The 26596-nt window shown below is 39.4% G+C and carries 20 protein-coding genes; 19 read left to right on the top strand and 1 reads right to left on the bottom strand.

All coding sequences use genetic code 11. From position 1 onward, the window contains the following. The first annotated feature begins 136 nt into the window (after positions 1-136). From AAGU76_RS02130 to AAGU76_RS02040, 19 genes are all read left to right on the top strand, one after another. The gene (locus tag AAGU76_RS02130) at positions 137-2230 is read left to right on the top strand and encodes a polyribonucleotide nucleotidyltransferase (RefSeq protein ID WP_342483785.1); all 2094 of its coding nucleotides are present in this window, start codon (positions 137-139) and stop codon (positions 2228-2230) included. 244 nt (positions 2231-2474) lie between these two features. Next, a complete protein-coding gene (locus tag AAGU76_RS02125) occupies positions 2475-2633 on the top strand; it encodes a hypothetical protein (protein WP_342483784.1) in 159 nt (52 codons plus the stop codon). A 16-nt stretch (positions 2634-2649) separates the two neighbouring features. Next, positions 2650-3930 (top strand): pitrilysin family protein, encoded by a 1281-nt coding sequence (locus AAGU76_RS02120; protein ID WP_342483783.1) that lies wholly within the window; start codon positions 2650-2652, stop codon positions 3928-3930. Further along, positions 3920-4351, top strand: a complete 432-nt coding sequence (gene dut, locus AAGU76_RS02115) for a dUTP diphosphatase (RefSeq protein ID WP_342483782.1) — start codon at positions 3920-3922, stop codon at positions 4349-4351. Before AAGU76_RS02120 ends, dut begins: the two co-directional genes overlap by 11 nt. A gap of 162 nt (positions 4352-4513) precedes the next feature. After that, positions 4514-4747 carry a YlmC/YmxH family sporulation protein gene (locus AAGU76_RS02110; RefSeq protein WP_342483781.1) on the top strand — a complete coding sequence of 78 codons (234 nt, stop codon included), beginning with the start codon at positions 4514-4516 and terminating at the stop codon, positions 4745-4747. An 87-nt stretch (positions 4748-4834) separates the two neighbouring features. Further along, complete coding sequence (locus tag AAGU76_RS02105) at positions 4835-5698, top strand: ATP-dependent Clp protease proteolytic subunit (protein WP_342483780.1); 864 nt, start codon at positions 4835-4837, stop codon at positions 5696-5698. Between the two features lie 179 nt (positions 5699-5877). Next, entirely contained in the window at positions 5878-8280 is a 2403-nt protein-coding gene (locus AAGU76_RS02100; RefSeq protein WP_342483779.1) for a DNA translocase FtsK, read from the top strand. A gap of 6 nt (positions 8281-8286) precedes the next feature. Next, positions 8287-9624 (top strand): 30S ribosomal protein S12 methylthiotransferase RimO, encoded by a 1338-nt coding sequence (gene rimO / locus AAGU76_RS02095; protein ID WP_342483778.1) that lies wholly within the window; start codon positions 8287-8289, stop codon positions 9622-9624. Continuing rightward, entirely contained in the window at positions 9611-10162 is a 552-nt protein-coding gene (gene pgsA / locus AAGU76_RS02090) for a CDP-diacylglycerol--glycerol-3-phosphate 3-phosphatidyltransferase (protein WP_342484672.1), read from the top strand. The genes rimO and pgsA overlap by 14 nt, the downstream gene beginning before the upstream one ends. 94 nt (positions 10163-10256) lie before the next feature. After that, a complete protein-coding gene (gene recA / locus AAGU76_RS02085) occupies positions 10257-11297 on the top strand; it encodes a recombinase RecA (protein WP_342483777.1) in 1041 nt (346 codons plus the stop codon). A gap of 368 nt (positions 11298-11665) precedes the next feature. Next, positions 11666-13192 carry a ribonuclease Y gene (gene rny, locus AAGU76_RS02080; protein WP_342484671.1) on the top strand — a complete coding sequence of 509 codons (1527 nt, stop codon included), beginning with the start codon at positions 11666-11668 and terminating at the stop codon, positions 13190-13192. Between the two features lie 221 nt (positions 13193-13413). Further along, positions 13414-14847, top strand: a complete 1434-nt coding sequence (gene purB / locus AAGU76_RS02075; protein ID WP_342483776.1) for an adenylosuccinate lyase — start codon at positions 13414-13416, stop codon at positions 14845-14847. A gap of 41 nt (positions 14848-14888) precedes the next feature. Next, positions 14889-15671 carry a 2-keto-4-pentenoate hydratase gene (locus tag AAGU76_RS02070; protein ID WP_342483775.1) on the top strand — a complete coding sequence of 261 codons (783 nt, stop codon included), beginning with the start codon at positions 14889-14891 and terminating at the stop codon, positions 15669-15671. Positions 15672-15725: 54 nt separating this feature from the next. Continuing rightward, entirely contained in the window at positions 15726-16424 is a 699-nt protein-coding gene (locus AAGU76_RS02065; protein ID WP_342483774.1) for an NAD(P)H-dependent oxidoreductase, read from the top strand. A 26-nt stretch (positions 16425-16450) separates the two neighbouring features. Beyond that, positions 16451-18055 (top strand): gamma-glutamyltransferase family protein, encoded by a 1605-nt coding sequence (locus tag AAGU76_RS02060; protein ID WP_342483773.1) that lies wholly within the window; start codon positions 16451-16453, stop codon positions 18053-18055. A 201-nt stretch (positions 18056-18256) separates the two neighbouring features. Continuing rightward, positions 18257-19702: an SPFH domain-containing protein gene (locus tag AAGU76_RS02055; RefSeq protein WP_342483772.1), complete on the top strand. Its 1446-nt coding sequence runs from the start codon at positions 18257-18259 to the stop codon at positions 19700-19702. A 335-nt stretch (positions 19703-20037) separates the two neighbouring features. After that, complete coding sequence (locus tag AAGU76_RS02050) at positions 20038-21078, top strand: substrate-binding domain-containing protein (RefSeq protein WP_342483771.1); 1041 nt, start codon at positions 20038-20040, stop codon at positions 21076-21078. A 307-nt stretch (positions 21079-21385) separates the two neighbouring features. Further along, complete coding sequence (locus AAGU76_RS02045; RefSeq protein WP_342483770.1) at positions 21386-22468, top strand: XdhC/CoxI family protein; 1083 nt, start codon at positions 21386-21388, stop codon at positions 22466-22468. 897 nt (positions 22469-23365) lie between these two features. Further along, positions 23366-24334 carry a tyrosine recombinase XerC gene (locus AAGU76_RS02040; RefSeq protein WP_342483769.1) on the top strand — a complete coding sequence of 323 codons (969 nt, stop codon included), beginning with the start codon at positions 23366-23368 and terminating at the stop codon, positions 24332-24334. 52 nt (positions 24335-24386) lie between these two features. On the opposite strand, the gene AAGU76_RS02035 is transcribed toward AAGU76_RS02040, so the two are convergent. Next, positions 24387-26285, bottom strand: coding sequence for an endonuclease MutS2 (locus tag AAGU76_RS02035; RefSeq protein ID WP_342483768.1), 1899 nt, complete (start codon positions 26283-26285; stop codon positions 24387-24389). Positions 26286-26596: the final 311 nt, after the last annotated feature.

The following is a 26596-nucleotide window of genomic DNA, read 5'->3' as shown; positions in this document are numbered from 1 at the left end:
TGCAGCAGGTCAAACGCAACCATATTTTGCAGCCAATAAGAAACAAATTATAACAACTGCGTTTATGAACCTGCAAACTACATATAATAGTTACGTGATAAAACTACTAAAGAATTGAAAATAAAAGGAGGTACTAATGGAAGAAAAAGTGTTTAAATACATGCTTGCAGGCAGAGAACTGAAAGTTACTGTCGGAAAAATAGCAGAGCTTGCAAACGGTTCATGCCTGGTTCAGTACGGGGACACTGTTATAATGGCTAATGTGGCAGCATCAAAGGAACCGAGACAAGGCATCGACTTTTTCCCGCTGAGTGTTGATTTCGAGGAAAAATTATACTCCGTAGGAAAAATTCCCGGAGGTTTCATTAAAAGAGAAGGAAGACCCGGTGAAAAGGCCATACTTACATCACGTCTGATAGACAGACCTTTGAGACCTTTGTTTCCAAAGGGATACAGAAATGACGTTTCTGTTACGGTTACAGTGCTGTCAGTTGACCAGGACTGTTCACCTGAAATAGCAGGAATGATCGGTTCGTCAATAGCTTTGTCCATATCAGACATACCGTTTGAAGGACCTACAGGAGCAGTAAATATCGGACTTGTGGACGGAAAGTTTACAGTTAATCCGAACAGCAAGGAAAGAGAAATTACTTCACTTAATTTGACTGTTGCAGGAACAAAAGATGCAATCATGATGGTTGAGGCAGGCGCTAACGAAATAAAAGAAGCTGTGATGCTTGATGCCATAATGTATGCTCATGAAGAAATAAAGAAAATTTGTGACTTTATCAGCGAAATTCAAAGTGAAGTAGGTAAAGAAAAATCTGATTATGTAAAATTTGTAGCCGATGTAAATATCGAGCAGGAAATCAGAGAGTATGCCGCACCTATTATTAACGAGGCTATAATTGTTGAAGATAAGCTTGAAAGACAGGACAGAATCGACAATTTCAAGGCAGCTGCCAAGGAAATCTTCCTGGAAAAGTATCCGGAAAACTCAGCAGACATTGAGGATGCGCTGTACAAGATAATTAAGGAAAAAGTAAGAGAAAACATTCTGGTAAGAGGGATAAGACCTGACAACAGAACGATAGATGAAATAAGAAAAATAACATGCGAAGTAGGTCTTCTTCCAAGAACTCACGGCTCTGCACTGTTCACCAGAGGTCAGACTCAGGTTATGACTGTTGCAACTCTTGGAGTATCCAGTGATGAGCAGACATTGGACGGAATTTCCGAAGAAACTTCAAAGCGTTACATGCATCACTACAACTTCCCGTCATACTCTGTAGGCGAAACTAAGCCGTCAAGAGGTCCCGGACGAAGAGAAATTGGTCACGGCGCACTGGCTGAAAGAGCATTGGAACCTGTTATTCCAAGTGAAGATGTATTTCCGTACACCATAAGACTGGTATCTGAAGTTTTGAGTTCTAACGGTTCAACTTCACAAGCCAGCGTATGCGGAAGCACATTGTCCCTTATGGATGCCGGTGTTCCTATTAAAGCCCCTGTAGCAGGCGTTGCAATGGGACTTATCAAAGAAGGCAATGATATAGCGGTTCTTACTGATATTCAGGGAATGGAAGACTTCCTGGGAGACATGGACTTCAAGGTTGCCGGAACGGCAGAAGGTATTACTGCAATCCAAATGGATATGAAGGTTCATGGAATTGACAAGCAGGTATTGACTCAGGCTCTGGAAAAGGCTCTGGTGGGAAGAATGTTCATTCTTGACAAAATGATGGCATGCATCAGTACTCCTAGAGAAGAAGTAAGCAAGTATGCTCCGAAGATAATAAAGATGATGATTAAACCTGACAAGATTAGAGAAGTTATCGGAACAGGCGGAAAGGTAATCAACAAGATTATCGAAGAAACAGGAGTTAAAATAGACATCGAAGATGACGGTACAGTTCTTATTGCCGCTGAAAATGTTGAAAGTGCATACAAGGCTAAGAAAATCATTGAAGGCATCGTAAAAGAAATCGAAGTCGGCGAGATAATTCTGGGCAAGGTTGTAAGAATTACAACTTTCGGAGCTTTTGTTGAACTTACTGACAACAAGGACGGTCTGCTGCACATTTCGCAGATTTCCGACAAGAGAGTTGCAAAGGTTGAGGACGTATTGAACATCGGAGATGAGATACTGGTTAAGGTTATAGAAATCGACCAGCAGGGAAAAGTAAAACTTTCCAGAAAAGAAGCGCTGAAGGAAACCGAAAATAAATAACAATTAAGATAACAATATCATGGCGCAGGCCATTGATTTTGTTATTTTTTATTTGCAAAAAATTATGAATTCTGACAGCAATCGGGTAAAATACATTTGTTTATTTGCTTGGCTGTAACAAAATGGCAATCAAAATCAAAACTTGTTGTAATTTTTGCTGAAATTTGATAATATACAATTAATAAATTAAAATTGGAAATCATAAATATGCCTCTTTGAAATAAATATTATAAGGGGGATTTTTATGAGATTTTTTTTGAATAACACAGCATTTGTAAGAAGGCTGATAATAGTGGTACTGACAGGCGTAATTGTAATTCTGCTGGCAGCTACAAGATGCAGCTCCTTGAGGAACAGAGGCTTCAGCAACCAGCCCGGAGTTATTCTGGCTTTAAACGAATGAAAAAATTGGAGGAAGTATGATCAGAAAACACACTTTAGATAACGGTGTAAGAATAGTAATGGAAAAAATAGATTATGTGAAGTCTGCATCAATAGGCATATGGGTCAACGTTGGTTCAAACAATGAAAATAATGAAACAAACGGATTGTCTCATTTCATAGAACACATGCTCTTCAAGGGAACGAAGAACAGAAAAGCCAATGAAATTGCTGAGGACATAGACAATCTGGGCGGACAGCTCAACGCATTCACCAGCAAGGAGTGCACATGCTTCTATGTGAAAGTTCTTGACGAAAATATAGAGGAAGCCGTTGACATTTTGTCAGACATGTTCTTTAACTCACTGTTTCAGCAGGAAGAGATAGATAAGGAAATATCCGTTGTAATAGAAGAGATTAAAATGTATGAGGACTCTCCGGAAGACATGGTACACGACAAGCTTACTGAACTCATTTTTGCAGACAGTCCAATGGCTTACAACATACTGGGCACCGAAGAAAACCTGAAGACCTTCACAACAGCTAAGGTTGTTGAATACATGAAGAAAAACTACTCTCCTTACAACACGGTGATTGCAGTTGCCGGCAGTTTTGACGAACAAAGCTTCATCGAGATGATAGAAGAAAGGTTCAAGGACTGGCACAATGAAGACGTAAAGCATAAAGACAAGGAAGCAGAATATAAAAGAAGCGTCCTTGGCATCAACAAGGATTTGGAGCAGCTTCACATGTGCATAGGAAATAAGACCATAGGAAGACACGATCCTGATTATTATCCCCTGCTTGTGCTGAACAACCTGTTCGGCGGAACAATGAGCTCCAGAATATTCCAGGAGGTAAGGGAGAAAAAAGGTCTTGTGTACTCCATATATTCATTTGTTTCCAACTATTCCAACACAGGAATTTTCAGCATTTACGCAGGAATGTCATACAGCCAGGTTGAAGATGCCTTAAGGACTATACTGAAGGAAATGGTAAGCATCAAAAATGGAAACATAACGGAAGAAGAATTCACAAGGGCTAAGCAGCAGATAAAAGGAAACTACATTCTTGGACTGGAAAGCACATCTAGCCGCATGTCATCCATTGGAAGAAGAGAGCTTCTTTACGATGAAATTCAATATCCTGAAGAAATAATCGAAAGCATAAACAGCGTAAAAAAAGAAGATGTGCTCAGACTTGCCAACGACCTGTTCGACATAGACAGTTTAAGCATCACATTTACAGGCAACTTAAGCAAGAACAAAGATATCGAAGAAAAAATCTACAAAGTACTGGGAGAAAAACATGAAGGTTAAAATAGTAAAAAACAATCCATTCAATCTGCCTGCATATGAGACCAAAGGTTCTGCAGGAGTTGACCTGCAGGCATATGTTAAGGAGCCTGTTGTCCTTAAGCCCATGGAAAGAGCTCTTGTGCCCACCGGCCTTTTTATAGAGATTCCTGAAGGCTATGAGGCCCAGGTCAGAGCAAGAAGCGGACTTGCCATAAAACACGGCATAAGCCTTGTAAACGGCATCGGAACCATTGATTCCGACTACAGGGGAGAAATAAAGGTTATTCTCATCAACCTTGGAGACAAGGATTTCGTCATCAATTCAGGTGACAGAATAGCCCAGATGGTATTCATAAAGCACGAACAGGCAGATTTTGAAATAGTGGAAGAATTAAACGAAACGGAAAGAGGAACAGGCGGTTTTGGACACACCGGAGTGTAAATTCAATTAATAATTAAGAGTTAACAGGTAAGAATTATTAGTTTTTGAAATCGGTAATAATTTTGATTTTTAAATCATAATATTATTGACTGCAAATATCAAAACTTATAATTCTTAATTCTTCATTCTTAATTCTTAATTAAATAAGGGGGGGATGGTAGCGTGAAGCTCAGCGAACTTTACAGCAAGGAAATCATCAATATTGACACAGGCGAGAATTTGGGGATATTCGGGGACTGCGACCTTGTTATAGAAGAAAAGACAGGGGAGATAGTAAGCTTCATATCAAGCAGCTCTTCGCATTTCGGATTTTTCAAGGAACCGAAGAGAAAAGAGATTTTGTGGAAAAATATCAAAAAAATCGGCAGCGACATGATAATAATTGAAAACGAATGAAGTAATAAATTAATGGCGCAATGAATAAAATATTGAAATCTTCAAAGAATAATCAGGATGGAACCTGATTATTTTTTTGGAGGATATATGGATAACAACAATGTGAACAACATTATGACATTCAATAACATGGATGGAAAAAGAAGTTACATGATCAATAATAACAACAATTCAAACAACAACCAAAACCAGCCGGTTCAGGATGCAAACAGCCGGACAGTAAACTCCGGCAGCAGCCCTGAGCCTGCAAACCCTTTTTTGTTCAGCGGAAGCAACAACAAGAATGAATCTGATGCGGACCAGCAGCTGGAAAATGTCAAGGAGGTTGGAAGCGTAACAGACATAAATCCCGTAAAGGACATTTGCTTTATCAGCATCATAGGCGAAATAGAGGGACACAATTCGCTTCCTCCTCAAAGTAAGACAACTAAGTATGAACACATAATCCCTATGATAATAGGTGCAGAAATGGATCCTCAGATTAAAGGCGTTCTTCTTCTCATCAACACCATCGGCGGTGACGTGGAGGCAGGCCTGGCCATCTCAGAGCTTATTTCAAGCATTACAAAACCTACCGTATCACTGGTGCTGGGAGGCGGTCACAGCATCGGCACGGCACTGGCTGTTTCTGCAAAAAAATCGTTCATAGCTCCTACGGGAACCATGACCATACATCCAATCCGCACAAACGGCTTTGTAATCGGTGTGCCTCAGACGTTCAGGTATTTTCAGAAGATGCAGGAGCGCATTACAAACTTCATCGTAAACAATTCAAACGTCAACAGGGAAGCTTTTCTCCAGTACATGTATGACACTGACGAAATTGCAAATGATGTTGGAACCGTGCTCACTGCCGATGAGGTTGTGGACATAGGATTGATAGATGAAATAGGAGGGTTCAGCTCGGCAATGAATGCCCTTCGCGAATTTATCGACAAGAACGTGCAGTAGTTCAAAGTCAAATAATCGTTGCGGATACGCGGCGTTGTATGATATAATAAAAACTATGAATAAAACAAAGACTAACGTCTTTGCCTCGGATGTTTTTATTGTATCGTTGTGACGAGCGGTTTAGCAATGCATTTATGATATAATAAAATTTAGAGAAGAACAGGGGGACGTTGTATCAAATGGCAAAGGTACAGACCGAAAACAAGAATAAAACAACTGCAAGGAAAAAAGGTACAAGCACAAAATCATTGAAGAACAGCAATGTGGATATGCTTAAAAAAGAGATTACAGGAATTTTTGTGGTTGCATTTGCAGTATTTCTGATTGTAGTCACGTCAAAGGAAAATCAGACGGGCATAGTGGGCAGAACAATCAATCTGTTCACTCATTCGGCCTTTGGAAAGGGGGCTGAAGTGCTTCCGTTTTTCATACTTGTTATCGGTGTTATGAGACTTTTAAACATCATAATATTCAACGACAGCAATCAAGTTGTGGCAATCCTTGGATTTTTCACATGCTACATAATGTATGCCGCGCTTGGAAATTATGAAATATACAACATGCTGACAGGAACGGCACCATTCAGTGAAATGATGAAGGCTTCCATAGACTCCGGAATTTTAAGTTCAGGCGGAGGAATGGCAGGAAATCTGCTGACATTCATATTTTTAAAACTTGTGGGGAAAAACGGAACATATATTGTGCTTGGAGCACTGATGTTTGCTTTTTTCATTCTGCTTACAAATCAGAGCCTTATAGGAATCTGCAAGCTAGCGGCAGAATACATCAAAAAAATCATGAGGGCTGTGTACCATTTTATATTCACCGAGGTTGGCGAAGACAAGAACAAGGCTTCAAAAAAAGACTCAAAGCAAACGAGACAGGAAGAAACGGAAGAGAACATAAAGATCTACGATTATATGAACGCTCCGTCGGAAAGCAAGAAAGCAGAAATAACTCAGCTTAAAATAGATGACTCAAGGAAAGATATGCCCGTAAAAGAAGAAGTGCAGAAAGCTTTTGCAGCTGATTTGAAGGAACCGGTCATACATGACATTCATGATGTGCAAGCAAAGGAAGAAAAGAAGCAGGCTGAAAAGTTTGAATCCAAGGAAATTACAGACGACATAATAAACATCGCCGGAGTGAAGACAGACAGGTACAAACTGCCTTCAACTGCTCTTCTGGATACTGTGCCGCAGCATGCAAAAGGAGACAAGGAGGACCTTAAGAAGGAAGGCGAAAAGCTCATTGAAACACTGAGCAACTTTAATATACCGTGCAACATACTTCAGATAAATAAGGGACCTACTATAACAAGATATGAAATACAGCCTGCACCGGGCATAAAGGTGAGCCGGGTTACGGGACTTTCCAACGACATAGCTCTGGCTCTGGCTACATCTGAGATAAGAATGGAGGCTCCCATACCGGGCAAATCCGCAATTGGAATAGAAGTTCCCAACAAGAACAAGACAAGCGTGTACTTGAGAAGCCTCATTGAATCCAAGGAATACAAATCAGTACCGTCAAACATTCCTTTTGCTCTTGGAAAGGACATAGCCGGCAAGAGTATCATAGCCAGCATCGACAAGATGCCACACCTTCTCATTGCCGGAGCTACCGGTTCAGGAAAGAGCGTGTGCATCAACTCTCTCATCATGAGCATATTGTTCAGGGCAAAGCCTGATGAGGTTAAACTTATACTTGTTGATCCAAAAGTTGTGGAACTGAGTGTTTACAACGGACTGCCGCACCTTTTGATACCTGTCGTGACAGACCCAAGAAAGGCTGCCAACGCCCTTAACTGGGCTGTGGCCGAGATGACCAACCGCTACAAGGTTTTTGCAGCAAACAGTGTAAGGGACATACACACATACAACGAGAAGATGGTAAGAGAAAGCGGCGAGAAAATGCCGCAGATAGTCATAGTTATAGATGAGCTCGCAGACCTGATGATGGTGGCATCTACAGAAGTTGAAGAATATATCACAAGAATTGCGCAGCTTGCAAGAGCCTGCGGCATACATCTTGTTATAGCCACCCAGAGACCTTCGGTTGACGTTATCACCGGAGTAATCAAGGCCAACATACCTTCCCGAATAGCATTTGCAGTTTCATCCCATATAGACTCAAGAACAATCCTTGACACGGGAGGAGCCGAAAAGCTTCTTGGCAAGGGAGACATGCTCTATCATCCCATGGGGCTTCCCAAGCCGGTACGAATTCAGGGAACTTTCATATCGGACGATGAGATAAAGAGAGTTGTGGACAGCATAAGGGAACAGCAGATAGAGATTAAAACCGGAAGACAGACTGAAATAATAGAAGAAATAGAAAAATCCTCCCAGGGTCAGGATGAAGAAGCTGACGAATTTTTAGAGCAGGCCATAGAAATGGTGGTTGCAGACGGCCAGGCTTCCGCATCATACATTCAACGGAAGTTCAAGGTCGGATATGCAAGAGCCGCAAGGATCATCGATCAGCTTGAGGAAAGAGGCATTGTGGGAGGACACGAAGGAAGCAAGCCCCGAAAGGTGCTCATAACAAAAGAAGAATTAGACGAAATGAAAGGAAATTAACAGTTAATGAAGAAAATTTACATGCATTCGCTGGGATGCTCAAAGAATCTTGTGGATTCCGAAAATATGCTCGGGATTCTTAAAAATAAGGGGTACAAGGTGACGGAATACGCCGATAAGGCAGATTACATCATTATCAACACCTGTTCGTTCATAAACGACGCCCAGCAGGAATCGGTCAATGCCATAATTTATGCAGCAGACGTAAAGAACAACGCAAACAAAAATGCCAAGATAGTTGTGACAGGCTGCCTGTCACAAAGATTCGGTGAAGAACTGGCCAAGGAAATTCCTGAGGTTGATGTTATCATAGGAACAAGCGGATTTGAAAAAATCGACCAGTATATAGATGAATACGAAAAGAGCAAATCTCTTGTGGTGGACACAAAGATTCAGCTTGACATAGACAAGGATCTTCCCAGAAACCCGCTGACAGCCAAGTGGTATGCCTATCTCAAGATTGCGGAAGGCTGCTCCAACAACTGCACATACTGCGTTATTCCGCAGCTTCGCGGGCCTTACAAAAGCAGAAAGATAGAAAGCATCGTGGAGGAGGCAAGGTCGCTGGCCAAAAACGGTGCCAAAGAAATTATAATCATCGCACAGGACACAAGCAAGTACGGTTTGGACAATTACGGCGAAAGAAAGCTGCATGAGGTGATAAGAAGAGTTTCTGAAATAGAAGACGTTCAGTGGATAAGAGTTCACTACCTATATCCTGAAGACATCTATGACGAACTCATAAATGAATTCAAGACAAACACCAAGCTGCTGAAGTACTTCGATATTCCCATGCAGCATATAAACGACCGCATACTCAAAAGGATGAACAGAAACACAAGCAGCAAACAGATAAAGGATTTGATTACAAAAATAAGAAGCGAAGTTGAAGGCGCTGTTATAAGGACTTCACTCATAACGGGCTTTCCAGGAGAAACGGATGAGGAACATGAAGAGCTTAAAAGTTTCCTTCAGGAATACAGGCTTGACAGGGTTGGTATATTCAAGTACTCAAGGGAAGAAAACACCCCTGCATACAGACTGCCTGACCAGATTTCTGAAGAGGTCATGGAAGAAAGGCACAATGAGCTTATGGAACTTCAGCTTGGAATATCCTACGAGAACAGCCTTTCAAAAATAGGAAAAACATATGATGTCATTATCGAGGAGAAAGATGTGGAGAACATTTATGTAGGCAGAACCTATATGGATTCCATCGAAATTGACGGCTGCGTATATGTTTCTTCAGACAGGAAACTTACCATCGGCAATATTTACAAAGTTAAAATAAATGATGCATTAGAATATGATTTGATAGGAGATGTACATGATGGATTGGTTTAAAAAATTGAATTTGCCGAACAAGCTGACAGTAATAAGGATTCTTGCAATACCCGTATTTCTGCTGTTCCTTTATGTAAGCAGAGGAATATTCCGTTTCCTACCTCTTCTTATTTTCATAGCAGCTGCAGTGACCGATGCGGTAGACGGATACATAGCAAGAAGAGACAATCTCATTACGGATTTCGGCAAGTTCATGGATCCTCTTGCTGATAAGCTTTTGACTGCTTCAGCCTTTATTGCGTTTGTGGAAATAGGATACATGAGTGCATTGGTGGTTGTAATCATTATTTCCAGAGAGTTTTTGGTTTCCGGTTTCAGGACGCTTGCCGCCTCCAAGGGTGTGAAGATAGCTGCGAATCCCTGGGGCAAGATAAAGACTGTGTTCCAGATGATTCTGATAATAGTCATATTAATGAACTACACAGGATATTTTACGTTTACCACTCTGTGGATATCACCGCTGGCAGCAATAGTTGTTCTTTTAACCATTACATCGGGAGCAACTTATGTTTATGAAAACATGGGAGTAATCAAGTAGAAAATTTGTTCGATTATTTTCAGATTTATATTGACAATGGATGCTGTTTTTTGTATAATACAATAGAACAAATGTTCTGAGAAGGAGTCGTGAGATGGAAAAAGATAAGGCCCTTGAGCTGGCAATTGCTCAAATAGAAAAGCAATTTGGCAAAGGCTCTATTATGAAGCTGGGTGAAAACGCAAAGCTCAACATAGAAGCCATACCAACAGGAGCGCTGCCTCTTGATATAGCAACAGGCATCGGTGGTGTTCCAAAAGGAAGAATAATCGAAATATTCGGACCCGAATCATCAGGTAAGACTACGGTTGCATTACATATAGTGGCTGAAGCACAAAAAAGAGGAGGCATCGCAGCATTTATAGATGCCGAACACGCTCTGGACCCGGGATATGCAAAAAAATTGGGAGTATCAATCGAAGACCTTATAATTTCCCAGCCTGATACCGGCGAGCAGGGATTGGAAATAGCTGAAGCTCTGGTAAGAAGCGGAGCTGTGGATGTAATTGTGGTTGACTCCGTTGCCGCGTTGGTTCCAAAGGCAGAAATAGACGGCGAAATGGGAGATGCCCATGTGGGCCTTCAGGCAAGACTCATGTCACAGGCTTTAAGAAAGCTGGCCGGTGCAATAAACAAGTCAAACACCGTTGCAATCTTTATAAACCAGCTGCGTGAAAAAGTGGGAATAATGTTCGGAAACCCTGAAGTTACTACCGGCGGAAGGGCTCTTAAGTTCTACGCTTCCATGAGGCTTGACGTAAGAAGAATCGAATCCCTTAAAAAGGGCGATGATGTATACGGAAACAGGACAAGGGTTAAGATCGTAAAGAACAAGGTTGCTCCTCCGTTCAAACAGGCAGAATTTGACATCATATACGGCAAGGGAATATCAAAGGAAGGCTGCATACTGGACATGGCAGTTGAAGCAGATGTAGTCAACAAATCAGGTGCCTGGTATTCATACGAAGGAAACAGGATTGGCCAGGGTAGAGAAAATTCAAAAGAGTTCCTGGCAGCCAACCCTGAACTGATGAACCAAATTGAAAACAAGGTAAGAGAAAAGTTTGAGCTGGGAGACATCGTGCTGAACTCAGGCGATGATAACGATAAAAATTCAAATGATTTAGACAATTAATATGCAGGCACTTAAACTCCCGGGCAATGAACCGGGATTTAAGCGCCTTTTATTATGCAAATATACATGCAGCCTATTATTAATCATAATTATTACCAAAACAGATTACCGAAATAAAATTACGTAAACTTAGATTAAATTGCAAAAACGTATGAATTACTTAAAAAATGCAAACTTAAACATTATGTCTTGACATTAAGCGTAAAAAATTATAAAATATATTATATTCAAGTATAAAGAAATAACTTTTACTATTTAAATATATCTTAGAAGATAAACATTTTCTGAGACTATGCAAAAATTTATGCAGAAAATGTATATATTTCGCAGCTTGAAAATTTAATATTGGGAGGTGCTGAATTTTGGAAATGGTTTTTATCGGTATTATCTGCGCAGTTGTAGGTATAATTGTAGGAATTATAGTTCGTAAAAATATATCTGAAAGCAAAATAGGTAGTGCTGAAGAAGAAGCTAAAAGAATAGTTGATGAAGCAACAAAAGAAGCTGAAACAAAGAAAAAAGAAATTCTTGTTGAAGCAAAAGATGAAGCTCACAAAATGAGAAATGAATATGAAAGAGAAAACAAGGAACGAAGAAACGAATTACAAAGATCTGAAAAGAGATTGATCAAAAAGGAAGAAATGCTCGACTCCAAGAGTATGCTTGTTGAAAAGAAAGAGGATACGCTTCAGAAAAAGCTTAAGGAAATCGAAACAAAGCAAAACAAACTAGAAGCAATTCATGAAAAGCAGGTTGAAGAACTTGAAAGAATTTCCGGACTTTCAACAGATGAAGCAAAAAATATGTTGATTGACAACATAAAGAGAGAAGCTGAACAGGAAGCTTCGATTGCCGTAAAAGAAATTGAGAGGGAAGCAAAAGACACTGCAGAAAGAAAAGCACGTGAAATCATTACATATGCTATTCAGAAATGTTCTGCGGACCATGTAGCGGAAACAACTGTATCGGTTGTTGACCTGCCTAACGATGAAATGAAGGGCAGGATAATAGGAAGAGAAGGTAGAAATATCAGAGCTCTTGAGCAGCTTACCGGTATAGATATAATAATAGATGACACGCCAGAAGCGGTAGTAATTTCTGGATTTGATCCTATTAGAAGAGAAGTAGCCAGACTTGCCCTTGAAAAACTCATTGCAGACGGACGAATCCACCCTGCAAGAATTGAAGAGATGGTTGAGAAGGCTAAAAAAGAAGTTGAACAACAAATCAAGGACGAAGGTGAACAGGCAACGCTGGATACCGGAGTTCACGGACTTCACCCGGAACTTGTGAGACTGCTTGGAAGACTTAAATTCAGAACAAGTTACGGTCAAAATGTTTTGAAGCATTCTATAGAAGTATCGTACCTGGCCGGTATAATGGCAGCCGAGCTTGGAGCTGATGTTAAATTAGCCAAGAGAGCAGGTTTGCTGCATGACATAGGCAAGGCAGTGGATCATGAAATAGAAGGCCCTCACGTTACCATAGGCGAAGAGCTTGCCAGAAAGTACAAGGAAAGCAAAGCCGTAATTCATGGAATTGCTGCACACCACGGAGATGTTGAACCTCAGACTGTGGAAGCTGTGTTGGTTCAGGCAGCCGATGCGATATCAGCAGCAAGACCGGGAGCAAGAAGGGAAACTCTCGAAACATACATTAAGAGACTGGAAAAATTAGAAGAAATTTCAAATTCATTCGAAGGCGTTGAGAAATCTTTTGCAATTCAGGCAGGAAGAGAAATACGTATTGTGGTTAAACCGGAAGTTACAACCGATTCAAGCATAATTCTTATAGCAAAGGATATAGTTAAAAAGATTGAAGAGGAAATGGAATATCCAGGACAAATTAAAGTAAATGTTATTAGGGAAACAAGAGCTACTGAATATGCTAAATAAAAAATGAAATCATGGAAGTAAACAAATTATTGTTTACTTCTTTTTAATTTAGTTATAAAATAAATTTATAAAAGCAATTAAAAATTAAGATAGTATAATTAAGAATGAAGAGTGAAGAGTTAAGAATTAAAAGCTGATTCAGGCATAGCCTGAATCTTCAATTAATTCTTAATTCTTAATTCTTAACTCTTAATTTAATTTCAGTAAGGAAAGGGTATGAAATGTCAAGAGATACATATGAAAATCCGTTAATAACGCGTTATGCCAGCAAGGAAATGGGCTACATATTTTCAGACGAAAGCAGGTTTTCCACATGGAGAAAGCTGTGGGTTGCACTTGCCGAAGGTGAAAAGGAGCTTGGCTTAAACATCACAGATGAACAAATAGAAGAAATGAAAGCTAACATCTACAACATCGATTACGACCTTGCAGCAAAAAAAGAAAAAGAATTCAGACATGATGTAATGGCTCACGTTCACACTTTTGGAACCGCATGTCCAAAGGCTATGCCCATAATCCATCTGGGAGCCACAAGCATGTATGTTGTGGACAACACCGATGCAATACTCATGAGAGACGCACTTCTTTTAATCAGAAAGAAACTAATAAACCTTTTGGCAGTGCTGTCTGATTTCTGCATGAAGTACAGGGATATGCCAGCTCTTGGATACACTCACTACCAGCCGGCTCAGCTTACAACCGTGGGCAAGAGGGCAAGCCTGTGGCTGCAGGATCTGTACCTGGATTACGAAGAAATAAACCATGTCATAGAAATGGTTAAATTAAGAGGTGTAAAGGGAACAACCGGAACACAGGCAAGCTTCATGAGTCTCTTTGACAATGATTCTGAAAAGGTGAAGAAACTTGAAGAGCTTGTGGTCGCCAAAATGGGTTTTAAGGAAGCATTCAAGCTGACAGGCCAGACATACACAAGGAAGGTGGATTTTTACGTATTGGCCGCTTTAAGCGGAATAGCACAAAGTCTGCACAAGGCAACCAACGACATAAGAATTCTGCAAAGCCAGAAGGAGATAGAAGAGCCCTTCGAAAAGAACCAGATAGGGTCCTCAGCAATGGCGTACAAGAGAAACCCCATGAGGAGCGAAAGAATAGCTTCACTTGCAAGGTTCATCATGTCAAACGAAGCAAACATGGCGAACACTACTGCCACTCAGTGGCTTGAAAGAACGCTGGACGATTCGGCAATCAAGCGTCTGAGCATACCTCAGGGTTTCCTGGCTGCCGATGCAATCCTTGGAATAGCCATAAATGTTTTCAACGGAATGGTTGTAAATGACAAGGTAATAGAAAAACACATTCTTGAAGAACTTCCGTTCATGGCAACCGAAAATATAATCATGGAAGCTGTAAAACGTGGCGGAAACAGGCAGGAGCTTCATGAGGAAATAAGAGTATTGTCCATGCAGGCAGCAGAGCAGGTTAAAAAATTCGGAAAACAAAATGACCTCATAGAAAGAATGTACAACAGTAAGATCATAAATATGACCAGGGAAGAAATAGATGAAACAATAAATCCTTCCAATTATATAGGAAGGGCACCGCAGCAGGTGGAAGAATTCTACAATGAAACTATCAAACCCATATTGGACAAAAATAAAGAAATGCTTGGTGTGAATGTGGAACTGAACGTTTAGTAATTTGTTGAAAATTTACATTGCTGATTTTGGAGGCTAAGATGAATACTGAATCAATTAAGAATGAAGCAGCAAAGAAGCTCTACAACGCCCTTGCCGAAAGAGAGCCCATAGATGCCATAAGCAGCACATATGCAGGTCTTACAGTTGAGGATGCCTATGAAATCCAACTAATAAATGTAAAAAGGTATATTGGTGAAGGAGAAATCATATCCGGCAGGAAAATCGGGCTTACATCAAAGCCCATGCAGGAGCTTCTCGGAATAAGCGAACCTGATTACGGCCATTTGTACCAGAGCATGAACAAAAAAGACGGCATAGTGTTCATGAAGGATGTAATTGCTCCGAAAGCTGAAGGTGAAATTGCCTTTGTGCTGAAGGAAGACCTTGAGGGACCGAATGTTACCGTGGAGGATGTGTACAGAGCTACGGATTATGTCATGGCTTCCATTGAAATAGTAGACAGCCGTATACAGGATTGGAAGATAAAACTTGTGGATACCGTTGCCGACAACGGTTCAAGCTCCTGTTACGTTCTTTCTGACAAGAAGGTTAAACTTGATGATTTGTCGCTGATTGACATTGAAATGACCGTATACAAAAACGGCGAAAAAATCGATTCTGGCAAAGGTTCCGATGTTCTTGGAAATCCTGCCGTCAGCGTGGCCTGGCTTGCAAACAAACTCTTCGATTACGGCATAACACTTAAAAAAGGTGAATTAATACTTTCAGGAGCAATAACCGCAGCTCCAAAGGCATCTGAAAATGATGTGTTTGAATTTGAATTCAGCCAATTGGGAAGTGTTAAGGTGACATTTAAATAAATCATCCGGGCAATGACTTTCTGAGTTGTTGCCCTTTTTTAAAAGGAGAGGGAAATGAAAGTTGCAGTTGTTTACGGAACTGAGCACAAAGGAAGCACTTATAACATCGTCCAGCTGTTTTTAAAGAAACTTGAAAATGAGGTTTCGGAGGTGAGCGAGTTTTTTCTTCCAAGGGACATGTCGCATTTCTGCAGGGGATGCGCGCAATGTTTCATGAAAAGTGAAAATTCGTGTCCTGATTACGAGCAGGTCAGCAAGATCAGAGAAGGCATGGAAAAGGCAGATCTTCTTATTTTTACAAGCCCTGTCTATGCATATCATGCATCGGGACAGATGAAGACGCTGCTTGATCATTTTGCGTATCAGTGGATGGTTCACAGGCCAAATAAAACAATGTTTAAAAAAATCGGACTGGTCATAACCACTGCTGCAGGAGCAGGCATGAGAAAAACTCACACAGACATTATTGACAGCCTTTCTTACTGGGGAGTGGGAAAAATCTTCAGGCTGGGAAGAGGTGTCGCTTCAATTAACTGGGATGGTGTGAAGAAAGAAAACAAGGAAAAAATCGAAAGGGAAGTAGACAGAATGAGTTCAAAAATCATCAGCGCATCTAAAAATGTCACGCCAGGTCCCAAGGTTAGAATTTTGTTTTATTTAATGAGGTTTGCACAGAGAAAGGGCGGGTTCAACCCGGCAGACAACAATTATTGGAAAGAGCAGGGATGGCTTGAGGGAGTCAGACCATGGTGAAAAATAACTGACAACAAGGAGGAAACATGAACTACAATCCATCGGAATACAAGTACGGTTCAAGAAGAAATGTGGTGTACGGGCATAAGGGAATGGTTGCCACATCGCAGCCCCTAGCAGCCCAGGCAGGGCTTGAGATACTGAAGAAGGGCGGTAACGCGGTTGATGCGGCTATAGCCACTGCAGCCTGCCTGACGGTTGTTGAACCAACGTCCAACGGCATAGGAAGTGATGCCTTTGCTTTGGTTTGGTTCAAGGATAAGCTGCACGGTCTCAATTCAAGCGGTTATTCACCCTACGGCATATCAATTGAAAAACTGAAGGAAAGAGGCTGTACCGAAATCCCGAAATACGGAGTAATACCGGTGAATGTGCCCGGAGCACCTGCTGCATGGGCGGAGCTGTCAAAAAAGTTTGGGAGACTTTCCCTGGAAGAGGTGTTAAAACCGGCCATAGGTTATGCAAGAAACGGTTTTGCTGTTTCAGTGACTGTTAAAAATGCCTGGGACAGAGCCTGCGATATATACAGCCGTGAAAAGGGAGAAGAGTTCAAACACTGGTTTGAAACGTTTACGAAAAACGGCAGGACACCGGGATACGGGGAATTGTTCAAGCTTCCCCATCATGCTGATACCCTGGAATCCATCGGAAGAACAAATGCAGAGTCTTTTTACAGAGGGGCCATTGCAGATAAAATAGGCTATTTCTTTGAAAAATACAACGGATTTTTATCGGCGAAAGATCTCAACGACTACAAACCGCAGTGGGTCCAACCCATCAGCGTAAACTACAGGGGATACGATGTGTGGGAAATTCCTCCAAACGGCCACGGGCTCGTGGCATTGATGGCTCTTAATATACTAAAAGGATATCAGTTTGAAGGAAAAGACAAAAGTGAAACATTCCACAGGCAGATTGAGGCCATGAAACTTGCCTTTGCAGATGGACAGAAATACATCACAGACACAAACCACATGACCAGAGATGTATCGCTGTTCCTGTCTGACAGTTATGCAGAAAAGAGGAGAAACCTGATACATGAAAGTGCCCTTATGCCACAGGCAGGAGACCCGGCCTGCGGTGGAACTGTGTATCTATGCACGGCAGACGGAGACGGCAACATGGTATCCTACATACAAAGCAACTACATGGGCTTTGGATCAGGCATTGTCGTGCCTGAAACCGGTATAGCCCTTAACAACAGGGGACATAATTTTAGTTATGACAACCAGCATGACAACTGCCTGGCTCCACACAAGAAACCTTACCACACAATAATACCCGGATTCCTAACGCACGGCAACAAAGCGGTGGGGCCTTTCGGGGTTATGGGCGGCTTCATGCAGCCGCAGGGCCATGTGCAGGTTGTAATGAACCTTGTGGACTTCCACATGAATCCTCAGGAAGCACTGGATGCTCCGAGGTGGCAGTGGATATATGGCAAGGACGTGGAAATTGAGCATGATGTGCCTGTGCATATAGTAAAGGACCTCATAAAGAGAGGACATGAAATAAAGCTACAGCCGGATGAAACATCCTTTGGAAGAGGGCAGGTTATAGTAAGAACAGAGGAAGGTACATTGTGCGGTGGCACAGAAAAACGTGCCGACGGCCACATTGCAGGCTGGTAGAATCGTACTTCACACATAATATGTAAATAAAAATATAAACAAAAAATATCTGCTTAAGAGCAGGTATTTTTTATGAAGACATATAGATTTTTTTAGTTTATGGAACAAATATGCTTTACATTCGTCTATTGAAACATACATGATATTTAACTTAGTTAGAATATCACAATATATTTTATTTGGGGGAAGGGAAGGTAAGGTATGGATTTTGTAACATTGATTTTCGCAATAGCAGCATTTGTTTTTCTTATGCTCTTAATTTTTCTTTTTTGGAGAAAAGTTCCGGCAGATAAGGCAATGGTTATTACCGGTTTAAAGAAGAGGGTTCTGTCGGGGCGAGGCGGGTTTATGATTCCGTTTTTAGAAACGTCATGCATCATATCGTTGGAAAATATGTCAATGACAACAGATGTTAATGAAGCTCCTTCAAAGCAGGGCATTTTTGTTAATATTGTAGGTACGGCAGTAATTAAGGTAAGAAATGATTCTCAAAGTATTTTTTCAGCTGTGGAGCAATTTTGCAGCGGTGGAGCTAAGAATTCAGTAGGAACCATAAAAAGTATTGTTGAACAAATTCTCGAAGGTAAGCTAAGAGGAATTATATCAACACTTACTGTAGAGCAAATCAATGAAGACAGAGCATCTTTTGAGCAAAGGATAGAGGCTGATATAAGAGCTGAATTAGAATCAATGGGATTGATGCTGGTATCCTATACAATTTTAAAAATAAGCACTCAGGGAGGATATCTTGAAAATCGCGCAATTCCTCAAATAGCTCAGGCAAAGTCAGATGCTGATATTGCAACTGCTGAAAGAAAAAGAGATACGGAAATCAAGACAGCTGATGCCGTGAGAATCGGGCAAAAGGCTCAATTGGAAGCAGACACGGCAATTGCAGAGTCTGAAAGAGACAAATCCATTAAGGTTGAAAGCTATAGAGCGGAACAGGATAGAGCTAAGGCAGATGCTGATATTGCATATAAGTTGAAATCAATTGAAAATGAAAGACAAATAGCAGAACAACAGGCAGAACTGGCCAGAAAAAATGCCATAGTAGTGGAAGAAAGACTAGTGGCTGAAGTAAAAAAACCTGCAGATGCCAAAAAATATGAAGCTGAAGTAAAAGCAGAAGCTGATAAGATTATTACCATAAAGAATGCACAGGCAGAGGCAGAAGCCATTAAAATAAAGGCAGAAGCGGAAGCGGAGGCCATAATAGCAAAAGGAAAAGCAGAAGCCGAAGCAATAAAGGCAAAAGGTCTGGCTGATGCAGAAGCAAAAAGTAAGTTAGCTGAAGCTATGTCTAAATACGAGGAAGCAGCAATTGTGGAGTTAATGATTTCAAGAATGCCTGAAATTATGAAGGAAGTTGCAAGACCAATGGAACAGGTTGAAAAGATTACTATCATAGATAATGGCGGAACTCAGGGAGCATCCAAGGTTTCAAAGATGGTAACAGATGTTACGGCTAACGGGTTCCAGGTATTAAAAGATGTTACAGGTTTAGATGTTGTAGAATTAATTAACAAAGTAGTAAATAAGGAAGACAAAAGCAAAACACTTCAAGCAGAAACAATTGAAGATAAGGTTGAAAAAGAAAACGCATCAAAGATTATAAACGCTTCAGAAATCTATAATGAAGAATAGTGATCTACGACAAAGGAACTCCCTTCAATGATTATGAAGGGAGTTCTCATGCAAGATAAAAATGGAACCGTACTCAAAGAAAATCAGCCGGTTATTAAATCAATTAAAGTAATAAAATAATAAACTTTTTATCTCATCTAATACAGATGGGATTTTTTTTAGAGTTCTCTGCTTAATGGCATAGACTGCTATGGAACAAAATACCATATCAGGTCGTCATATATAATATTTCTAAATTTGAAAATTACAATGCAAAACATCAAATTATTATAAAGGTGGTTTATATGAAAAGGAAAAATATTTTTGTGCTCTGCATTTTTATGACGGCAGTATTTATGGTTTTTTTAAATAAAATCAAAAATAACGAAAAAGGTATTCCTGATAAAACAGGCTCATGGGCTCAAATTAATCAAAATGTGCAAAGAAGCAGTGACTGGCAGCAATTTGTAAAAGACAGTCAATTTCAGCTGGGTGAAAGAAGGGTGAAAGGAAGCTGGAATACGCCAAACGGTAAAGAAGATTACTATGAAATTAAGTTTGGCACATATCCAAGCCTTGACGGCTCAACAGTTGCAATACCAATGGCAGTTGAATTTTCAAGGCAGCACCTTGGTTTTTCAGATGAGGATGCCAATGATTTTGCTTCATTTTCAACAACCCATTATGCATATGAAAATTTAATATTAAGAAAACCTAACACCCTGGGTATGATCAGAACCTCCAATACTTTTTTGGATGAATATCACCCTGTTGATCTAATCATTGTTACAGAACCTTCAGATGAAGAAATTAATTTAGCTAAAGAAAAAGATGTTGAAATGATAATAGAACCTGTTTGCTATGATGCATTTGTTTTCATAACACATAAGAACAATACTGTTGATAATCTCACTATTGAACAAATACAAAAGATATATTCAGGAGAAATTACAAATTGGAAAGAGGTTGGGGGAAATAATCAAGAAATCAAGGCGTATCAAAGAGAACAAAATTCAGGCAGCCAAACTGCTATGGAAAATTTAGTAATGAAAGGTCTACCTATGCTTCCGCCAAATATAATTAAGATTGCAGCAGGAATGGGAATGCTTGTTGATGTCGTCGGAGAATATGAGAACAGTCAGGCAAGCATAGGCTATACATATAAATATTACATAGATACTCTATATAAGAATGAGAACATTAAAGTGCTTAAGGTGAATGGTGTCTCACCTGAAAATGAAAATTTGAAAAACAAAACGTATCCGTTCACTACTAATTATTATGGGGTCGTTCGCAGGGAAGATGAAGAAAATACTGCAGGCAGGTTTTTAAAATGGATGCTTTCGCCGGAAGGACAAAAATGCATTGAACAGGCAGGTTATATACCATTAAATTAAAATTAGGTTAAAAGAAGATATTATCGAAATGTCAAAAAGAGTAAACAGCATATACTGTTCATGTTGAAAAATTCGATGATTATCAAAAGGTATATGAAGAATTCACTTTTGTTTATGAAAAAGAAGGGGAAAGATGGGTATTTACTGAATTTCCTACCTGGTGGTGATACTGTAAACGCAGTTGTATGTCAAGTAAGAAACAGTATGCAACTTTAAACAAGCATTAAAAAGAAATAATCCTCCTTAGTATTGTTACTAGGAGGATTTTATGTTAGGATTAGTTAAGGATGAACATAGGAGAGAGTAAATGGATTTTTTTAAGAAATTACAACTAATAGATAAAAGTAAGGAAAATATTGTCATAACAGTAGTATCTGGAAAAAATATTAATTCAAAGTTACTTTTGTCAAACGGGGAAACAATATATACAAACAATGAAATGTTAAATTGGGATGAGATTATAAAAGCTGTACCTCACAATAATAAAAGCAGGCTGATTATTGTGGGTAATGATAAAGTTTATATTGAATTTTTAAGGCAGAGCTACAACGTGGTTGTATGCGGAGCAGGACATGTTTCAATTCCTGTAATCAGAATGTGCAAGCTTCTTGATTTGCCGGTAACGGTAATTGATGACAGAATAACTTTTGCCGACAATGCACTTAATGCGGGAGCTGACAGAGTAATCTGCGAACCTTTTGATAAGGCACTGGAAGAGATCAGATCTGACAACGGCACTTTTTTCGTCATAGTTACAAGAGGGCATCGATATGATCAGATTTGTCTGCAGAAAATAATCCATAAAGAAAATGCTTATGTCGGGATGATTGGAAGCAGATTGCGTGTTGCAAAGGTTCTGGACTATTTAGAAGAACAAGGCATAGACAGAGAAAAATTAAACAAGGTATATACACCCATCGGGTTAAAGATCGGAGCCGAAACTCCTGCGGAAATTGCAGTATCAATTATGGCTCAAATAGTAGAGGTCAAGAATAAGAAAATCGGAAGCAGCACTTACAGCGATGAATTGATGGAATGCATTTTAGGTGAAAAATACAAGGGCATACCTAAAGCAATGGTAACCATCGTTTCAAGAAAGGGATCTGCCCCCAGAGAAGTTGGTACTAAAATGGCAGTACTGAAGGATGGCACTATGGTCGGCACCATTGGCGGAGGGTGCGTTGAAGCAGATTTAAGGCATCATGCTCTTCTGTGCATGGATAACAATGAAAGTAAACTGGTACAATCTGATATGACCGGCATGGATTCGGAGGAAGAAGGCATGGTTTGCGGAGGAGTATTAGACTTGTTTATTGAACCGCTGGTGAATTCCGAAGCAGGGATGAAAATAAAAGTCGTATCCATGAAGTGCAGAGCGAAAGAACGGTAGATAATATGAAGCTGATCATGTACTTACCCAACTGCGGTTTTTGAAAAAGCTATTAATACTTGCAGTCTCCCGATGCAAATAATGAGATCGGTCCCGCTCTGATATCAGCACAGCGACAATGGTAAAATTTAGAAAGTGATAATACGAGTCATCAAATAGTTTAGGATTTTTTAATTTGAAAATTGATTGGAACACTAATTGTGAAAATATTCATCAGGAAATAGAGAGGATTTGACAAAAATCTTCTCTAAAAAGGCCGTTTATTATGTCGCAAAATAGATATTTTGCGACATAATATATTAACAAAATGGAGGTAGTGGCTAATAATGTTGAAATTACAACGCATTTCAATGATGATATTTTTAGGTCTCTCTCGTTAATTTTCAGCTGTTTTGTGCAGCTATATGTGAATTGTTAATAACTTCTGTAATTTTTTTCTGTTCAATTTTTTATGACGAATATTTCTGATGCCGAATTTAATGTCCGGCTTATATAGCTGTTTTAATTTTAATTCTTTGTCGAACATATGTCCATGCTTGCTGATGGATTTCAGTGCCGAAAAATGAGGCTTCAAAATGCGTTTAAACGAACGATTTTTATGCTCCTAAGTATTTATATACCTTTAGGATTTTTGTTTGCTTCAAAAAATCTGATGTCCAGTCACATTTTGCTTTTAGCGGCCCATTAAAAAATGGGGCTTCAAAATGCGTTTAAACGAAAGATATTTGTACCTGTCGACTGTTTATACCTTTAAACAGTTTCGGTAGCATCTTTTTTGGTTTTAACTGGATGTTCGGCAACATCATCAGGAGATTTACAAAACATTTGATTTTAAGGATGATTTTGTTTATAATAAAATCATAGAATTATTTTGCGACATTTTTGAAAGGAGACATTATGTACATAAATTATAACGACCTGTGCCCTGCTCCCATGAGCAATTTTCTTGAATATCTTTTATCCATCAGGGGCAAGTCGGAAAAAACGGTTAACGAATACTTCCTGGACCTTCGTACATTTTACAGATTTCTGGTCATGCGATTCAGGCTCAGCGACAAGACCGACGTCTTTGAAGATATTGATATCTCCCTGGTAGACATTGACACCCTGAAAAAAATCAAAATCATGGACCTTCACTCCTTCATCGCCTTCATAGACAGGGAAAGAAACAATTCCAACAGGACAAAGGCAAGAAAAATAGCATGCCTGCGTTCTTTTTTCAAGTATCTGAACTCCATTGTGAAGCTCATGCCTGAAAATCCGGCCATAGACCTTGAAACTCCCAAGCGAAACAGCCGTCTGCCAGTGGCTTTGACATTGGATGAATCCAGGAACCTTCTTGCATCCATCGGCGGATCCAATGAAAAGCGCGATTATGCAATCATTACTCTTTTTTTAAACTGCGGACTGCGTTTATCTGAGCTAATAAGCATCAATATTGACAAAATCAAGGGAGATACTCTAACGGTTGTTGGAAAGGGCAACAAGGAAAGGACAATTTATCTCAATGATGTTTGTGTTCAAGCAATTGAAGATTATCTGGAGGTCAGGCCTGATCCTAAGCCTGGGCACGAAAAGGCACTTTTCATCAGCAACAGAAAAAGCCGGTTTTCGCAAAAAGGCGTCCAGCACATGGTTGACAAGTACCTGGCGGAAGCAAATCTTTCAGGCAAGCACTACTCTCCCCACAAACTCCGTCACACAGCTGCAACGCTCATGTATCAGTACGGTCATGTGGATATTCGTACCCTGCAGGAACTTCTTGGCCATGAAAGTGTTTCAACCACACAAATTTACACTCATATAAATAAAGAACAGCTTCGGGATGCAGTTAAATTAAACCCGTTAAATATGGAAGAATCTTAAACTTAAAAGGACTGTTGCATCAAGTGATTCATGTCATGCAACAGTCCCTTTATTACTGCCTTTCTTTTCTCGCTTTCTGCAGTTTTTTAAGTGCTTTTTTTGAACCTCTTGCAATATCCTTTTCTAACTTTCTTTCTGCAAAGCTTGTAAATAAAGAATTCAAATCATAATCTTCCGGGTACAGCTCTGAAGCTTTACATTCCAATTTGATCTGTTTTACATTCACTTCAATGAACTTGTTATCATATAAGACTGTTGCATTGTTGAATTCGTTTTTTGGTTTATAAATCAAGCCGCTTTTTTTGTATTCTGTCAAATAGACTTTATCACCGATTTGGTAATTGTAATTTTCAAATGGAACATTTTCTGTAATCTCTTGTTCGATTCTGATTTTGTTTTTATTTACAAAATTATAGTTGTAATCTTTGTTTTTAATATAATGCTCAGCTCTTTGCACTACATTTTCATCAATACCCATTTTTTTAGAAATCCACAATGCATTGCTCTTTCCTGATTCGCCGATTGACAATCTGTACAATGGTTCTAGGGTATCGCTGTTAAAAAGCATTGCTGCATTTTCAAAGTCGCTGTGTCTTGATGAAAAGTTTTTAATTTCGCCGTAATGTGTTGTTGCAACGGTTATGGCACCTCTATGATATACCTCTTCCAATATGGAAATAGCTAAAGCAGCACCTTCGTTTGGTTCGGTTCCGCTTCCTATTTCATCAAAAAGTAAAAGAGTTGATTTATTTGTTTCCTTTATGATTTCAGCAATATTCTTTATGTGAGAAGAAAATGTGCTCAACGCATTTTCTATGCTCTGATCATCACCTATATCTGCAAAAATGTTACTGAATACTGAAATTACACTTCCTTTTTCACATGGCACATGAAACCCTGATTGCACGGCTAATGTCAATAGTCCCACAGCCTTTAACACAACAGTCTTGCCGCCGGCATTAGGCCCTGTGATAACAAGTGTTCTGTAATCCTTTCCAACTGAAAAGTTCAAGGGTACAACCTTTCCTTTCAGCAATGGATGTCGACCGTTTATTATGTTTATATAGCCGTGATCATTGATGTCCGGCGAAATGCCTCCAATTGATATACTATATTTTGCCTTGGCCAAAATCATGTCATATAAACCTATGACTTCTACATTCGTTTTTAAATCGCTTATATACTCGCGCACCAGGCCTGTTAAATAACATAAAATCTGATATTCTTCATTTGACTCTTCTGCTCTTAGCTGCATTAGTTCTGCTGTCAGTTTGCTCACCATGGATGGTTCAATAAAAACAGTTGAACCTGTAGAAGAAGTGTCTACTAAGGTTCCATCAACCTGATTTTTGTAGGATGACTTAATTGGTATGGTAAATCTTCCGTTTCTTTTTGTCACAAAGAAATCCTGTATTAAAATTTTGTTGTTTGCTGATTTTAAAAATCCATCCAGTTTTTCTTCAATTTTAATTTCTGCGTTTTCAATGAGCCTTCTGATCCTTTTAAGCTCCTTTGTTGCATTGGAGTCAATAACATTATTGTGAATGGAACTGTTGATTTCTTCTTCAACATTTTCAAGCTCTCGTATTGAATAGCTGTAACTCATTAATGTTGGAGCATAAAATTCTTTATCTTTCATGTAAAACTTGATTTTTCTGCATCCTCTTAAAAAGTCAGATACATTACTTAATTGTTCAGGGTTTAGAACACCATCTTTTTCAACATTTATAATAATATTATCAATGTTGACTATGCCTTGCAGCGGAACAGTGCTGCTTTCCAGAAGTATTTTTCCTTCTGATGTTTCAAGAAGTCTTTTTTTGACAGTCTGAATATTTGAAGAAGGCAAGAGCTTTTGGATCATGTTTTTTCCAAGATTGCTTACACAAAAATCTTTTACAATATTTTTTAATTCTTCAAATTGTAATTTTGTTAAGGTTGTATTGTTCATTTTCGTTCCTTTCTTATTTAAATAAATAAGCTATGGAAGTACGAGGTAGATTTATATGGTTGCACAAAAATAGCTGCAGATATACTCCACAGCCATATATTTTCTCAATTTTTATAAGGAAATATAACATTATAAATAATGCTTCAGTAGTGTGATTGTATCTTCCATAGACAATGATAATAAGCAAACTCAAATAAGCGTGACATTTTCGTTATCACAGCTTTTGCTTACTATATATTAACTTAATCTATTGGTTAGATACACTCTCTGACATACAAAATCTCCTGTTGATTACTTAAAATCTACCTTTA

It is taken from the genome of Sedimentibacter sp. (assembly GCF_038562225.1).
Taxonomy (GTDB): domain Bacteria; phylum Bacillota; class Clostridia; order Tissierellales; family Sedimentibacteraceae; genus Sedimentibacter.
Note: the sequence above shows the minus strand (reverse complement) of the source record. Positions and strands in the feature narration are given on the sequence as shown.

Bases quoted from the DNA above. Each gene is read 5' to 3' on its own strand.
- recA (WP_342483777.1), top strand. From the start codon at position 10,257: ATGGAAAAAGATAAGGCCCTTGAGCTGGCAATTGCTCAAATAGAAAAG.
- pgsA (WP_342484672.1), top strand. From the start codon at position 9,611: ATGGATTGGTTTAAAAAATTGAATTTGCCGAACAAGCTGACAGTAATA.
- AAGU76_RS02125 (WP_342483784.1), top strand. From the start codon at position 2,475: ATGAGATTTTTTTTGAATAACACAGCATTTGTAAGAAGGCTGATAATA.
- AAGU76_RS02050 (WP_342483771.1), top strand. From the start codon at position 20,038: ATGGTTTTTTTAAATAAAATCAAAAATAACGAAAAAGGTATTCCTGAT.
- rimO (WP_342483778.1), top strand. From the start codon at position 8,287: ATGAAGAAAATTTACATGCATTCGCTGGGATGCTCAAAGAATCTTGTG.
- AAGU76_RS02065 (WP_342483774.1), top strand. From the start codon at position 15,726: ATGAAAGTTGCAGTTGTTTACGGAACTGAGCACAAAGGAAGCACTTAT.
- AAGU76_RS02040 (WP_342483769.1), top strand. From the start codon at position 23,366: ATGTACATAAATTATAACGACCTGTGCCCTGCTCCCATGAGCAATTTT.
- rny (WP_342484671.1), top strand. From the start codon at position 11,666: ATGGTTTTTATCGGTATTATCTGCGCAGTTGTAGGTATAATTGTAGGA.
- AAGU76_RS02060 (WP_342483773.1), top strand. From the start codon at position 16,451: ATGAACTACAATCCATCGGAATACAAGTACGGTTCAAGAAGAAATGTG.
- AAGU76_RS02105 (WP_342483780.1), top strand. From the start codon at position 4,835: ATGGATAACAACAATGTGAACAACATTATGACATTCAATAACATGGAT.
- AAGU76_RS02070 (WP_342483775.1), top strand. From the start codon at position 14,889: ATGAATACTGAATCAATTAAGAATGAAGCAGCAAAGAAGCTCTACAAC.
- purB (WP_342483776.1), top strand. From the start codon at position 13,414: ATGTCAAGAGATACATATGAAAATCCGTTAATAACGCGTTATGCCAGC.
- AAGU76_RS02055 (WP_342483772.1), top strand. From the start codon at position 18,257: ATGGATTTTGTAACATTGATTTTCGCAATAGCAGCATTTGTTTTTCTT.
- dut (WP_342483782.1), top strand. From the start codon at position 3,920: ATGAAGGTTAAAATAGTAAAAAACAATCCATTCAATCTGCCTGCATAT.
- AAGU76_RS02100 (WP_342483779.1), top strand. From the start codon at position 5,878: ATGGCAAAGGTACAGACCGAAAACAAGAATAAAACAACTGCAAGGAAA.
- AAGU76_RS02035 (WP_342483768.1), bottom strand. From the start codon at position 26,285: ATGAACAATACAACCTTAACAAAATTACAATTTGAAGAATTAAAAAAT.
- AAGU76_RS02130 (WP_342483785.1), top strand. From the start codon at position 137: ATGGAAGAAAAAGTGTTTAAATACATGCTTGCAGGCAGAGAACTGAAA.
- AAGU76_RS02045 (WP_342483770.1), top strand. From the start codon at position 21,386: ATGGATTTTTTTAAGAAATTACAACTAATAGATAAAAGTAAGGAAAAT.
- AAGU76_RS02120 (WP_342483783.1), top strand. From the start codon at position 2,650: ATGATCAGAAAACACACTTTAGATAACGGTGTAAGAATAGTAATGGAA.